12 protein-coding genes and 1 tRNA gene are annotated in these 12,804 nt (G+C 52.3%); 7 read left to right on the forward strand and 6 right to left on the reverse strand.

Annotation, left to right across the window (positions count from 1 at the left end; genetic code table 11):
- Positions 1-18: 18 nt before the first annotated feature.
- The 4 genes from KHQ09_RS02350 to KHQ09_RS02365 all read left to right on the forward strand — a co-directional run bounded on the left by KHQ09_RS02350 (position 19) and on the right by KHQ09_RS02365 (position 4,267).
- Positions 19-1,845 carry a DNA polymerase III subunit gamma/tau gene (locus KHQ09_RS02350; RefSeq protein ID WP_213596048.1) on the forward strand — a complete coding sequence of 609 codons (1,827 nt, stop codon included), beginning with the start codon at positions 19-21 and terminating at the stop codon, positions 1,843-1,845.
- 73 nt (positions 1,846-1,918) lie between these two features.
- Complete coding sequence (locus KHQ09_RS02355; protein WP_022711615.1) at positions 1,919-2,242, forward strand: YbaB/EbfC family nucleoid-associated protein; 324 nt, start codon at positions 1,919-1,921, stop codon at positions 2,240-2,242.
- Positions 2,243-2,323: 81 nt separating this feature from the next.
- On the forward strand, positions 2,324-2,929 hold the full coding sequence (recR, locus tag KHQ09_RS02360) for a recombination mediator RecR (RefSeq protein ID WP_075654014.1): 606 nt from the start codon (positions 2,324-2,326) through the stop codon (positions 2,927-2,929).
- A 60-nt stretch (positions 2,930-2,989) separates the two neighbouring features.
- Positions 2,990-4,267, forward strand: a complete 1,278-nt coding sequence (locus tag KHQ09_RS02365) for a lytic murein transglycosylase (protein WP_213596050.1) — start codon at positions 2,990-2,992, stop codon at positions 4,265-4,267.
- A 3-nt stretch (positions 4,268-4,270) separates the two neighbouring features.
- Here the strand turns inward: KHQ09_RS02365 and KHQ09_RS02370 are convergent, their stop codons facing one another.
- Complete coding sequence (locus KHQ09_RS02370) at positions 4,271-5,155, reverse strand: LysR family transcriptional regulator (RefSeq protein ID WP_213596052.1); 885 nt, start codon at positions 5,153-5,155, stop codon at positions 4,271-4,273.
- A gap of 105 nt (positions 5,156-5,260) precedes the next feature.
- On the opposite strand from KHQ09_RS02370, the gene KHQ09_RS02375 reads away from it, so the two are divergent.
- Entirely contained in the window at positions 5,261-6,277 is a 1,017-nt protein-coding gene (locus KHQ09_RS02375; protein ID WP_213596054.1) for a YeiH family protein, read from the forward strand.
- Between the two features lie 141 nt (positions 6,278-6,418).
- Here KHQ09_RS02375 and KHQ09_RS02380 read toward each other — a convergent pair whose 3' ends face one another.
- The 4 genes from KHQ09_RS02380 to aroA form a co-directional block, all read right to left on the reverse strand.
- The gene (locus tag KHQ09_RS02380) at positions 6,419-7,162 is read right to left on the reverse strand and encodes a glycoside hydrolase family 108 protein (protein WP_213596056.1); all 744 of its coding nucleotides are present in this window, start codon (positions 7,160-7,162) and stop codon (positions 6,419-6,421) included.
- A gap of 276 nt (positions 7,163-7,438) precedes the next feature.
- The gene (rpsA, locus tag KHQ09_RS02385) at positions 7,439-9,139 is read right to left on the reverse strand and encodes a 30S ribosomal protein S1 (protein WP_022710244.1); all 1,701 of its coding nucleotides are present in this window, start codon (positions 9,137-9,139) and stop codon (positions 7,439-7,441) included.
- A gap of 176 nt (positions 9,140-9,315) precedes the next feature.
- Positions 9,316-9,957 (reverse strand): (d)CMP kinase, encoded by a 642-nt coding sequence (gene cmk, locus KHQ09_RS02390; RefSeq protein WP_213596058.1) that lies wholly within the window; start codon positions 9,955-9,957, stop codon positions 9,316-9,318.
- A gap of 5 nt (positions 9,958-9,962) precedes the next feature.
- Entirely contained in the window at positions 9,963-11,315 is a 1,353-nt protein-coding gene (aroA, locus tag KHQ09_RS02395; protein ID WP_213596060.1) for a 3-phosphoshikimate 1-carboxyvinyltransferase, read from the reverse strand.
- Positions 11,316-11,664: 349 nt separating this feature from the next.
- Here aroA and KHQ09_RS02400 point away from each other — a divergent pair, with 349 nt between their 5' ends.
- The gene (locus KHQ09_RS02400) at positions 11,665-12,057 is read left to right on the forward strand and encodes a TIGR02300 family protein (protein ID WP_028233465.1); all 393 of its coding nucleotides are present in this window, start codon (positions 11,665-11,667) and stop codon (positions 12,055-12,057) included.
- A gap of 265 nt (positions 12,058-12,322) precedes the next feature.
- A tRNA-Ala gene (locus KHQ09_RS02405) sits at positions 12,323-12,398 on the forward strand.
- Between the two features lie 154 nt (positions 12,399-12,552).
- Here KHQ09_RS02405 and KHQ09_RS02410 read toward each other — a convergent pair.
- Positions 12,553-12,765, reverse strand: a complete 213-nt coding sequence (locus tag KHQ09_RS02410; RefSeq protein ID WP_028233464.1) for a hypothetical protein — start codon at positions 12,763-12,765, stop codon at positions 12,553-12,555.
- Positions 12,766-12,804: the final 39 nt, after the last annotated feature.

The raw sequence follows: 12,804 nt of genomic DNA on the forward strand, positions 1-12,804 counted from the left end.
AAGGAGCGCGCGAAATCCATGGATAATAAACCGGCAGACAACGCCTATCGCGTTCTCGCCCGTAAATACCGCCCGCAGAATTTTGACGATCTTTATGGTCAGGAGCCGATGGTGCGCACCCTGACCAATGCTTTTGAAGCAGGACGTATTGCTCAGGCCTGGATGCTGACCGGCGTGCGCGGGGTGGGTAAAACCACAACAGCGCGTATTCTGGCGCGCGGCCTGAATTATAAAACCGACACGATTGATCAGCCAAGTGTGCATCTGACCGAATTGGGTGAGCACTGTCAGGCGATTATGGAAGGCCGCCATGTCGATGTGATCGAGATGGATGCTGCCTCACATACCGGTATTGATGATATTCGTGAGATTATTGAACAGGTGCGTTACCGTCCGGTTTCTGCCCGTTACAAAGTCTATATCATCGACGAGGTGCATATGCTCTCTAATCAGGCTTTCAACGGCCTGCTAAAGACATTGGAAGAGCCGCCGCCGCATGTGAAATTTATTTTCGCGACCACAGAAATTCGCAAAGTGCCGATTACCGTTCTGTCGCGCTGTCAACGTTTTGACCTGCGCCGCATTGAATCCGGTACGCTGACCAGCCTGTTGCGCAAGATCACCGGCCTTGAAAATGTGCAGGCTGATGACACGGCGCTGGCGATGATTGCCCGTGCCGGTGAAGGTTCTGCGCGTGACAGCCTGTCGATTCTCGATCAGGCGATTGCCCATGGCAACGGCACAGTCGACAGCCAGACTGTGCGTGAAATGCTTGGCCTTGCTGACCGTGCGCGCATTATCGACCTGTTTGAAATGCTGATGCGCGGTGATGTGGCAGGCGTTTTGAAAGAATTCCGCGCGCAATATGATGTGGGTGCTGATCCTTCCGTTGTGCTGAGCGATCTTGCGGACTTCAATCATCTGGTCACACGCCTGCGTTTCACACCGGAAGTGGCGCAGGATATGTCGCTGTCGGAAGATGAGCGTGTACGCGGTGCTGAATTTGCCAAAACATTGTCGATCCGCGCCTTGTCGCGCTGCTGGCAGATGTTGCTCAAAGGTATTCATGAGGTGGAAACCTCATCACGTCCGGTGCAGGCGGCCGAAATGCTGCTGATCCGCTTGGCACATTCCGCTGATTTGCCGACTTTGGATGAGGCACTGAAAGCCATTGCCAATGGCCATACTGGCGGAAATTCTGCGCCATCTGTTCCGCAAGGCGGCGGCAGTGGTAATGGGGCCGGTGGCGGTAATACAGCCTATGCAGCCGCTGATGCGGTTTCCGGTCAGATGGTACAGCGCCAGAATAATGGCGGTGCCGCCCTTCGATTAGCTGAGCCTGCTGCGCAGCAGATGATGCAGCCGCAAGCCGTTGTCCAGCCTAAAACAGAGCCTGCTCAGCAGGCCGTGCGCATCCGCGACCTGAATGACATCGTCAATCTGGCCGGCAATAAACGCGACCTGCAGTTCAAAGTGCTGGTCAAGAATTTCGTACGGCTGGTTTCTATCGGCCAGAACCGTATGGAAATTGCGCTGACCGAACATGCACCGAAAACACTGGCCACGGATATGGCACAGCGTCTGCTCGACTGGACGGGTGAACGCTGGATGGTTTCCGTTGCCCGTGACGGTGGTGGCCAGACCGTAGCTGAAGTTGAAACTGCACGACGCGAGGAACTGGTAACAGATGCCCGCGCTGATCCGGATGTGGCGGCGATTCTTGCAAAATTTCCGGGTGCCAAAATTATCGACGTGCGCATTACCACACCGGATGATGATACGGAGCTGGAAATGCAGATGCCGGATCCGGGTGTGGATAGCGGCGATTTGGATGATGACGATTAATATTAGCTGCGGTTGAAACTGCCGTGGCTATGAACCATTTATTGAAAAAGAGTAATTCGAGGAGTTCTGCCACATGCGTGACATGATGGGGATGCTGAGCAAAGCAAAAGAAATGCAGGCCAAAATGCAGGCCATGCAGGAAGAAATCGCGCAGATGGAAGTCAGCGCTACTTCCGGCGGTGGTCTGGTGAGCCTGACCCTGCTTGGCAAAGGCACATTGACCAGTCTGAAAATTGATCCGTCGCTGCTGAAAGAAGGCGAAGGCGAAATTCTGGAGGACCTGATTATCGCTGCGCATAATGATGCGAAAGCCAAGCTGGAAGCGATGATGGCTGAAAAGACACAGGCGCTGACGGCCGGTCTGCCAATCCCTCCGGGCATGAAACTGCCGTTTTAAGGCGACAGATTATCCATACATCATGTGATTATAAATTAACGCCCGATTCTATTCGGGCGTTAAATGTTTTAAGTCTTCACTATGTCAAAACGAATCGCCGGTCCTGAAATTGAACGTCTGATCCAGCTTCTTGCCCGTGTGCCGGGGCTCGGGCCCCGTTCTGCACGCCGCGCTGCGCTGCATCTGATCAAGAAGAAAGATGCATTGCTGGTGCCGCTTGGCTCTGCCATGCAGGAAGCCGCTGAAAAGGTGCGTATCTGTTCCTGTTGCGGGAACGTGGATACCAGCGATCCCTGTACAGTCTGCGAAGATCCGCGCCGTGATCCCTCCACGCTGATCGTTGTTGAAGATGTATCCGATCTCTGGGCGCTGGAACGCGCAGGCACTATGAATGTGCGCTATCATGTGCTGGGCGGTCGTCTGTCACCGCTCGATGGTGTAGGGCCTGATGATCTCAATATTAAAGGTCTGATCGAGCGCGTCACCGGCGGTGAGATCAAAGAGATTATTCTCGCGGTCAATGCCACAGTCGAAGGGCAGACCACCGCGCATTATATCACCGACCAGCTCGATGGTATGGATGTGAAAATCACCCGCCTTGCCCATGGTGTGCCGGTTGGCGGCGAACTGGATTATCTGGACGAAGGGACGCTGGCTGCAGCTTTACGCGCCAGAACAACATTATAAAACCTGACCAACCGATTTTTTATCCAAGTTTCAGGTGGGGTTTGTATAACAGGAGCAGCCATGCAGAAGACTTTCCTCCGTCAGGCTCTGGTGGCGCTGAGCCTGTTTGGTGCAGCAGCGCCGCTCAGCATAGCGGCAGCGCAGGCACAGACTTATTCTGCTGCACTCCAATCCAAAACCAATGCAGCCTTTCAGCAATGGCTGGAGAATGATCTGTGGCCGCAGGCGCAACAGCGCGGTATCAGCCGCAGCGTGTTCAATCAGTCTCTCTCCGGCGTGCAGCTAAACTGGAAACTGCCGGATCTGGTACCACCCGGTACCAAGCCGCAAACACCAAAACAGCAGACACAGTCTGAATTCGGTTCACCCGCCAATTATTTCCGCAAGGGCACAGTTGATTCCGTTGTCAGTAATGGCAAGGTGAAGCTCAATGCCCATAAGAGCTTGCTGGCGAAAATCGAGCGTGATTTCGGCGTACCTGCCGGTATTGTTGTCGCTGTCTGGGGACGTGAATCGGCCTTCGGTTCGGTGAAAATTCCTTATAACGGTTTTGAAGTGCTTGCGACGAAAGCCTTTATGGCAACACGCAAGGATATGTTCCATGCGGAATTACTGGCCGCGCTCGAAATCGTACAAAAAAACTATATGGACAGTGGCCATCTGAAAAGCTCTTGGGCTGGTGCGCTGGGTCAGCCGCAATTCATGCCGACCTCTTATTTGAAACATGCCGTTGATTATGACGGTGACGGACGGCGCGATATCTGGAACTCTGTGCCGGACACACTTGCTTCTATTGCTACCTATTTGCAGCATTTCGGCTGGCAGAAAGGCCGCGACTGGGGCTTTGAGGTCAATGTGCCGCAAGGTGTTTCCTGCTCACTGGAAGGGCCGGATCAGGGCAAGACATTCCGTGACTGGTCGGCACTGGGTGTCACTCGTGTGAATGGCAAAGCTTTCCCGTCTCAGGAAATGGGGCAGGAAGGTTTTCTGCTGATGCCTGCCGGTCGCCATGGTCCTGCATTTATTGTGACGCAGAATTTCTACGTGCTGAAAAACTATAATATGAGCGATCTCTATGCGCTGTTTATCGGCCATGTCTCTGACCGGATAAGTTATGGTGCTGGTGGTTTTCAGCAAGGCTGGGGCGATGTCGGTGGACTTTATCGCTCCGATGTCGCTGATATGCAGAAACGTCTGCAAAAGCAGGGCTATGATGTCGGCAAGCCGGATGGTCTGGCCGGATTTAAAACCCGCCGCTCTATCGGTGTCTGGCAGGCAAAGAACGGCCAGCCTGCCACCTGTTTTCCTGATAAGGCGCTGGTTAAAGCCATTCGCTGATTGTTATCTGGTTTCTTTGACCATCGCATAAAGCGCTTTAAAGGCGTGGCTCTGGTAGCGCTCTCGGTGGTTCAGTAGCCAGAATTGCCGTGGCGGCAGTGTAAATGGTACTTGTTTCAATGTGCCTGCTGCCAGATGCGGACGTGCTGCAAGAGCGGAAAGCACAGTAGCGTAATTGCCTGCTGTCAGTGCGGAGCAGATCGCCTCGTTGGACGGTAGTTCCAGCGCCAGCGGTAAATCCGCCGGATCGCAGCCTTGCTCACGCAAGTAAGTTTCAAAGACGGCGCGGGTACCCGAGCCTTGTTCGCGCAAGATCCAGAAACTTTCGCTCAGTTGTTCTGCCGGTAAAGTTTCAAGCTGTGCCCACGGATGTGCGGGATTGACGACTGTAATCAGCTCGTCATAGGCGACCGGTTCCTTATGCAGCAGCGCGTCATCAGTCTCTGCTTCAATAAATCCCGCATCCGCCAGTCCTTCACGCAGAGCATCGACCACCTGCTCGCTATTGCCGATGGAGAGCTTCAGTTCAATCTGCGGATAGGCCGTGTGAAACCGTGCCAGAACCGGCGGCAACCAGTAGCTTGCTGTGGTCTGGCTGGCATAGATATGCAGGCTGCCGCGCTGCAGACCGGTAATCTCGGTTAGTGTCAGTTCAGCTGCCTGTGCACGGGCAAGCACAGCTTCAGCTTCATGCAGAAAAATACGCCCCGTCTCATTCAGCTCAATTCTTCGGCCAATCCGGTTGAACAATTGGGTCGCATAGCGCTCTTCCAGTGTTTTGATCGCCGCACTGACCGCTGAAGGGGTCAGATGCAGGATTTCGGCTGCACGGGTCAGGTGCTGCTGACGGGCGACCTCCGCAAATATCCGTAATTGTTCAAGAGTCATGGTGCTCAATCATTCGATTTTATTGAATGAAATATACCATATTTTCAAATGGAATGAATGGTTGAAATAAGCGATAGAATTGGAAAAATTATCGGAATAGCAGTCATGTCACACAATCTTCGTTCTAATTCCTCCCGCATTTTACCCGGATTTATGCTCTGTCTTCTGGTGAGTATCGCAGCTTATGCGCTGGAGCATGTCGAAGCGCAGTTATTCGGGCGGGCATGGCTGGAATCGATCGTGCTGGCAATTCTGATCGGCGCGGCAGTGCGTTCACTGTTCAGTCTTTCCGGCCGCTATCATGCAGGTATCCAGTTTTCATCCAAGATGGTTCTGGAAATTGCGATTGTGCTGCTCGGCGCATCAATCAGTGCTGAGGCAGTGATGCAGGCAGGGCCGGCTTTGATCGGCGGGATTGCTGGTGTTGTGATGCTGTCGATTGGTATCAGCTATTCAATCGGCCGGATGATGCGCCTGTCGCATCGCATGGCGGTTTTGGTTGCCTGCGGTAACTCCATTTGCGGTAACTCAGCAATTGCAGCTACAGCGCCGGTTATTGGCGCCAGCAGTGATGATGTGGCATCATCCATTGCCTTTACAGCGGTCCTGGGTGTTGTGGTGGTGTTGTGCCTGCCGCTGCTGGTGCCGTTGCTGAACATGTCGGCTGCACAATATGGTATTCTGGCAGGCCTGACAGTCTATGCGGTACCGCAGGTCTTGGCCGCAACAGCCCCTGTGGCTGCACTGAGTGTGCAGATCGGTACATTGGTCAAGCTGGTGCGTGTGCTGATGCTGGGGCCGGTTATTGTGACAATCGGTGTGATCGGTGCGAAGTCGGGCGGTGCCCGTCCGAAGCTGTCGCAGATGGTGCCATGGTTTATTCTCGGCTTTCTCGGAATGATGGCGCTGCGCAGCCTGTCTCTGATCCCGCAAGCGGTGCTGCCACCGCTGCATGAAGCAAGTACAGCGCTGACAGTGATTGCAATGGCTGGTCTCGGACTTGGTGTGGATGTGCGTACGGTGATGAAGGCCGGTGGTCGCGTCACACTGACCGCTGTCTTCTCCCTGCTGGCTTTGGGAGCAATCAGCCTGTCACTGATTGCTCTGCTGGGCGTGGCCTGATTTTTGCATCAAATTCTTTCACTCATATTGCCCGCCCGCTTTTAAACGGGCGGGCAATAGAGCATTTCCGGTTTATCTTGAATCATTGGAAATGCTCTGTTTCTTCTCTCGCGTATCTTCTCCGAAGCCGGTTCTCACTTTTCAGTTCTTTCTGCGGCTGAGGAAATGCCACAGAACAGCAATGGTCAGAACAACCAGAATAACCGCGACAGCAATCTGAACGGGGCCATTGCCGGAGGCCATAGCGGTGATGCCGGTGACTACACCGCTGAGCGGTGCCAGCGTTTCTGGTTTCTTGAGGATTGGCGGGATTGAAATTTTTGTTTCCCGCGGCTGATTTGGTTTTGTTTTTTTAGACTGGCCGGAAGCCTCATTGGCCAGAGCAAGGGAACGGTTGCGTACGCGTTTGACGCGGGCGGTCCAGCCTTTGCCAAAAGTTTTGAAGGCAGAGAGTGTTTGCAGCCAGTTCTGCCGCAGGTCACAGAGATTATTGATGACAGAGGCAGGGTCGCGAAGATTGAGTGCGCTGAGTGTCTGATCTCCGATAATCCCGTCCTGAGAGGTTCCGGCAATTTTCTGCAGAGCTTTAGCGGCACGGGCAGGGCCGGAATTGATGGCAAAATCAAATACTGCATAGTCAATACCGGCGGGCAGTACATCGCCGGCGATTTTATCCCAATAATTTTTCTTATAAATGTCGGCTGCTGTCTTCTGACTGAGATTGCGGATATCGGCAGCAGATGCCTTTGTTCCCATCCATGCGGATAAGGTAGCCAGAGTGATCCCCATATTGGTGTGGCCACCCGGATCTGCCGGATGATTAACATATCCTCCTTCTTCTTCGAAGACATATGGCAAGACGTTTAAAAATGTCCCTTTTGCCATGGTGTTTCCTTTCGTTGAAATTTATTTTTTAAAAATCTATGTATAAAATATAAAAATACTGCAGTACGATAAGTATATTAACTCAATTTAAAACGCGTGTGAAATTGTTTATTTAAAGTATAAAATGATTTTCATTTGTTGTTATTTTAATATTGCTGTTTTGTATTTGTATTGTTGTAATAAAAAAATCCCCCGCCGGATTGCTCCGGCGGGGGATTTTCAACTCTGGAATGAAACAGGACTCAGATCACAAGGACAAGTCCTGCTTAATCCATATTAGTTGTTTTCGGACTTCTTCATTGCTGCTGCAAGAATGTCGCCGAGCGATGCACCGCTGTCTGCGGAACCGTACTGAGCAACTGCTTCTTTTTCTTCAGCAATTTCGAGAGCCTTGATGGAAACCTGCAGCTTGCGGGTTTTCTTGTCGAAGGAGATAACGCGTGCGTCAACTTTCTGGCCAACGGAGAAACGCTCTGGGCGCTGCTCGTCACGGTCACGGGACAGATCCGAACGCTTGATGAAGCTTTCGATGTCGTGGTCAACCAGTTTAACTTCGATGCCGCCATCGGTGATGCCGGTTACTTCACAGGAAACAACTGCGTTTTTGCGCAGGTCGCCGGAAGAAGCTGCTTCACCAACGCTGTCGCCGGTCAGCTGCTTGATGCCGAGGGAGATACGTTCTTTTTCGATGTCTACATCGAGAACGACTGCCTTAACAACGTCACCTTTGTTGAACTCTTCGATAACCTGTTCGCCCGGACGGTTCCAGTCGAGATCCGACAGGTGAACCATGCCGTCTACATCGCCGTCGAGACCAATGAACAGGCCGAATTCGGTCTTGTTCTTGACTTCGCCTTCAACAACGCTGTTGGCTGGGTATTTCTGAGCAAAGGTTGTCCATGGATTGTCGAGGGTCTGCTTGAGACCGAGCGAAATACGGCGCTTGACCGGATCCACTTCGAGCACAACAACTTCGACTTCCTGAGAGGTCGACAGGATTTTGCCCGGGTGTACGTTCTTCTTTGTCCAGGACATTTCAGAAACGTGGATCAGACCTTCGATACCTGGTTCGATTTCAACAAATGCACCGTAATCGGTGATGTTGGTTACGTTACCAGTGATCTTTTTGCCGATCGGATATTTCGCACCGATGCCATCCCAAGGATCATTTTCCAGCTGCTTCATGCCCAGGGAAATACGATGTGTATCCTGGTTGATGCGGATGATCTGAACCTTAACCTGCTGACCGATGGTCAGGATTTCGGACGGATGGTTTACACGGCGCCATGCCATGTCGGTAACGTGCAGCAGGCCGTCGATGCCGCCGAGGTCAACGAACGCACCGTAATCGGTGATGTTCTTAACAACGCCGTCAACAACCTGACCTTCTTCAAGGTTCTGAACGATTTCAGAACGCTGTTCCGCACGGGATTCTTCCAGAACGGTACGACGGGACACAACGATGTTGCCGCGACGCTTGTCCATTTTCAGGATTTCAAACGGCTGCGGGTTGTGCATCAGAGGTGTAACGTCGCGGATCGGACGAATGTCAACCTGTGAACGTGGCAGGAACGCAACGGCACCATCGAGATCAACGGTGAAACCACCCTTAACCTGATTGAAGATAACGCCATCAACGCGCTCACCTTTGCCGAATTTCTCTTCGAGGCGAACCCAGCTTTCTTCGCGGCGAGCTTTTTCGCGCGACAGAACAGCTTCGCCAAGCGCGTTTTCGATACGCTCAACGTAAACTTCTACTTCGTCGCCCGGCTTCATCGAGCCGTCTTTGCCCTTAGCGCCGAATTCCTTCAGCGGCACGCGGCCTTCAACTTTGAGACCTGCATCGATGATTGCCATGTCTTTTTCGATGGCAACAATACGGCCCTTAACAACATAACCTTCTGCAAGGTCATTATTGGCGAAGGACTCAGCCAGCAGAGCTTCAAAATCTTCGCGTGTCGGGTTAAAATCTGACATGTAGACTCCTGATGTATCCGTGAAATTCACGCGATACGGCGCCGGGGGTTGGTGTTTCGAGAAAGTCTGAAGACAAGCCGTTCTTAAAAAGAACAATCCGGCGCATGGCCTGAAAACAGACAATTTTTATATAAAAGACGCACAATTCGACGATTTTTCTGAAATTCAGACCAATGTCAGGCGCGCAATGCAGCATCTATCAGCTTTTTAGCTTCTAGAAATGCCGCTTCTATATCCATTTTACTGGTATCGATCAAGTGCGCATCGCTTGCAGGTTTTAAAGGCGAAGCAGAGCGGTTCATGTCGCGCTCATCACGGCGCTTCAGATCGTCCAGAACTTCATTATAATCTGCATCCGCGTTTTTTGCACGCATTTCATTAAAACGGCGCTCTGCACGCACTTCCGCTGAAGCGGTGATATAGAGTTTCACCGGCGCATCAGGGCAGACAACGGTGCCGATATCACGGCCGTCCAGCACAGTGCCGGGCAGATTTTCTGCGAATTTGCGCTGCGCTTCCACAAGGGCACGGCGCACTTCCGGCATGACGGCCACTTTCGAGGCTGCCTCCCCGATATCATGGGCGGACAGCACAGTGCGATCCAGCCCTTTGAGGTTGAGTTCCTGTGCAGCGCGCGCAGCAATCGCTTCATCATCGAGCGGTAAACCCTGATCAATCAGGGCTTTAGCAACTGCGCGATAGGTGAGGCCGGTATCCAGATGGTGAAAACCGTAATGCGTGGCAAGATTGCGGGCCAGCGTCCCTTTTCCGGAAGCTGCAGGCCCGTCAATGGCGATGATAAAAGCTTTATCCTGCATTGCGGTTATTGGGCTCCGGCCATGCTGATATCAGCACCCAAACCACGCATCAGATCCATGAATTCAGGGAAGCTGGTTGCGATCATTGTGGCATCATCAACCGTTACCGGTTTTTGAGAGGCCAGACCAAGCACAAGGAAGCTCATGGCAATGCGGTGATCGAGATGGGTGGCAACAGTGCCGCCGCCAAAACCCTTGCCGGACGGATTGCCGCGAACGCTCAGGCTCATCTCACCTTCTGTGCAGTCCACGCCATTGGCTTCAAGGCCACGGGCAACCGCTGCAAGGCGATCTGATTCTTTAACGCGCAACTCATCCAGACCATCCATAATGGTTTCACCTTCCGCAAATGCGGCGGCGATGGCCAGAACCGGATATTCGTCAATCATTGACGGCGCACGTTCAACCGGCACGGTGATGCCGGTGAGTTTTGACGAGCGCACACGCAGGTCAGCCACATCTTCACCACCGGCAAGGCGCGGATCGAGAATGTCGATCTCAGCACCCATTTCCTGCAAAGTGGTAATCAGGCCGGTACGGGTCGGGTTCATCAGCACATTGCGGATGATGATATCCGAACCTTCGGTAATCAACGCAGCCACCAGCGGGAAAGCGGTTGAGGACGGATCGCCCGGCACATCAATGATCTGACCGGTGAGTTTGCCCTGACCGGTGATATGGATATGACGTACGCCGTCTTTGTCAGTTTCAACGCTCAAATCCGCGCCGAAGCCTTGTAGCATCTTTTCGGTGTGGTCACGGGTCATCACCGGTTCGATCACCGTGGTCACGCCCGGTGTGTTGAGACCGGCCAGCAGAACGGCCGATTTCACCTGAGCCGAGGCCATTGGTACACGGTAACGGATCGGATTGGCGGTACGGGGGCCGCGTAATGTCAGCGGCAGGCGGTCGCCTTCCGCGGCTTCAACCTGTACGCCCATTTCACGCAGCGGATTGAGCACACGTGCCATCGGACGTGAGGTGAGGGATGCATCGCCTAAGAAGGATGTTTTCATATCATAGGTGCCGACCAGTCCCATGGTCAGGCGTACACCGGTACCGGCATTGCCGAAATCCAGCGGTGTTTCTGATTCCAGCAGGCAGCCATTGCCGGTGCCGTTGATGATCCAGATATCGCCTTCTTTGCGGATTTGTGCACCCATGGCCTGCATGGCTTTGCCGGTGGCCAAAATATCTTCGCCTTCCAGCAGACCGGAAATGCGGGTTTCACCTGAGGCAAGACCGCCGAACATGAAAGAACGGTGAGAAATCGATTTATCGCCCGGAATACGGATATCGCCCTTCAGGTCGCGTGAGCGACGGGAGGTTGCGGGTTTGGAAACTTGAGAGTGAGGCATAATATTACAGTCAGTTTATGCTGCCGTTTTTTAAGCTTTAAGCGCGTTTCAGACAGCGCGGTCAATCGAGGTGGCAAAGGTCTAGCATAGGTTTAGCCGCAGGTCATCCTGCAAACTGAGCGGAATTTATGCAGGCGGAAGCCTGTGCGGCATTGTGCGGAAAAAGCGGCGTATTTTCGCCACGAAATACCGCAAAGCAGCATGATTCAGCAAAACATGTGTCTTTATCTTTGACAAAGGCATCGAAATCCGTTTATGCACCAAAAAACACCGAAAAGGCTTTCCGGTTTTATCTCTTGTTTCAGGAGATGTGCGGATGCCGCAGCCGGCACAACTTATGAGGCTTGACGTGGCAAAATCTGAACTTGGCACAAAACGTATCGATCCGGAAACGGGCAAGAAATTTTATGATCTGAATAAGGACCCGATTGTTTCTCCTTATACAGGCAAATCCTATCCGCTGTCTTATTTCGAAACCAGCGTTGATACCCGCGTGGAAGAAGAAGAGACAGAAACCGAAGAACTGGATACAGCACTGGATGCACCGGAATTCGTATCTCTGGAAGATGCGGATGATGAAGCAAAAGGCGACGACATTCCTGATCTGGATGATGACGATGATGTGGATCTCGGCGATGACGATGATCCGTTCCTGACCACAGATGACGAAGACGAAGACGATGATGATATGTCCGGTCTTCTCGGCGGTGGCGGCGGTGTTGGCGACGACGACGAAAGCTGATCGCCGGTCATTCCGAACCTGAATTGCAAATGCTCTGCACTGGCACCAGTGCAGGGCATTTTGCTTTTTAGTGCCTTTGCACTGCGGAAATGATGTTTTGCTGCGGGATTTGCAAATAATTTGAATAACTTTGAAAGAGTTTGATTTTTGCTCTTGATCTTCCGTAAAAGGCAATTTATGTAGCCGTCACGAACAGATCACAATCTGCTTCGCACCACCGGAACCGACGCTCAGGTCGGCATGTTTCAAAAACATGATCGGGAATGGGGCCATAGCTCAGCTGGGAGAGCGCTTGCATGGCATGCAAGAGGTCAGCGGTTCGATCCCGCTTGGCTCCACCAAACAATCACAAAACATTTTATTCTATAAAACAATGTCTTGAAAAAGATGCTCTGTTTGATTCTCCATATTCCGATCAAGGGTTTTGCCTTGCCTGAAAAGGAACCAACTGGCTGTCAGTCACATGAAAGCTTTCTGATTAAGCTCAGAGCTTCATCAGAAATTCAGGTTCTTTGAGATTTGCCATTCATTGTCGGCGTTCAGTTCTACGCGCTTGTTGCCTCGGTAGAAGATCGGGTTTCCGGTTTTCTTGTCCATTGAAAAGCGGGTAGGGGCAAGTCTGTCATCCTCGTAGCCGGTTGTCGCCAAGGCAAGTGCTTCTTTGAATTTACCGTCTTTGCATAGATTCTTAAAAAGGCTCAAATTCATTGGTTTGCTTTCATCCATCGTTGTTGCTCAGACCTGCTT

Origin of the sequence: Pseudochrobactrum algeriensis, from assembly GCF_018436245.1 — a bacterium.
Taxonomy (GTDB): Bacteria; Pseudomonadota; Alphaproteobacteria; order Rhizobiales; family Rhizobiaceae; genus Pseudochrobactrum; species Pseudochrobactrum saccharolyticum.

What these genes read in the sequence shown, in the direction of transcription:
- KHQ09_RS02350 (WP_213596048.1), top strand. Translation starts at nt 19, where the DNA reads ATGGATAATAAACCGGCAGACAACGCCTATCGCGTTCTCGCCCGTAAA.
- KHQ09_RS02355 (WP_022711615.1), top strand. Translation starts at nt 1,919, where the DNA reads ATGCGTGACATGATGGGGATGCTGAGCAAAGCAAAAGAAATGCAGGCC.
- recR (WP_075654014.1), top strand. Translation starts at nt 2,324, where the DNA reads ATGTCAAAACGAATCGCCGGTCCTGAAATTGAACGTCTGATCCAGCTT.
- KHQ09_RS02365 (WP_213596050.1), top strand. Translation starts at nt 2,990, where the DNA reads ATGCAGAAGACTTTCCTCCGTCAGGCTCTGGTGGCGCTGAGCCTGTTT.
- KHQ09_RS02370 (WP_213596052.1), bottom strand. Translation starts at nt 5,155, where the DNA reads ATGACTCTTGAACAATTACGGATATTTGCGGAGGTCGCCCGTCAGCAG.
- KHQ09_RS02375 (WP_213596054.1), top strand. Translation starts at nt 5,261, where the DNA reads ATGTCACACAATCTTCGTTCTAATTCCTCCCGCATTTTACCCGGATTT.
- KHQ09_RS02380 (WP_213596056.1), bottom strand. Translation starts at nt 7,162, where the DNA reads ATGGCAAAAGGGACATTTTTAAACGTCTTGCCATATGTCTTCGAAGAA.
- rpsA (WP_022710244.1), bottom strand. Translation starts at nt 9,139, where the DNA reads ATGTCAGATTTTAACCCGACACGCGAAGATTTTGAAGCTCTGCTGGCT.
- cmk (WP_213596058.1), bottom strand. Translation starts at nt 9,957, where the DNA reads ATGCAGGATAAAGCTTTTATCATCGCCATTGACGGGCCTGCAGCTTCC.
- aroA (WP_213596060.1), bottom strand. Translation starts at nt 11,315, where the DNA reads ATGCCTCACTCTCAAGTTTCCAAACCCGCAACCTCCCGTCGCTCACGC.
- KHQ09_RS02410 (WP_028233464.1), bottom strand. Translation starts at nt 12,765, where the DNA reads ATGAATTTGAGCCTTTTTAAGAATCTATGCAAAGACGGTAAATTCAAA.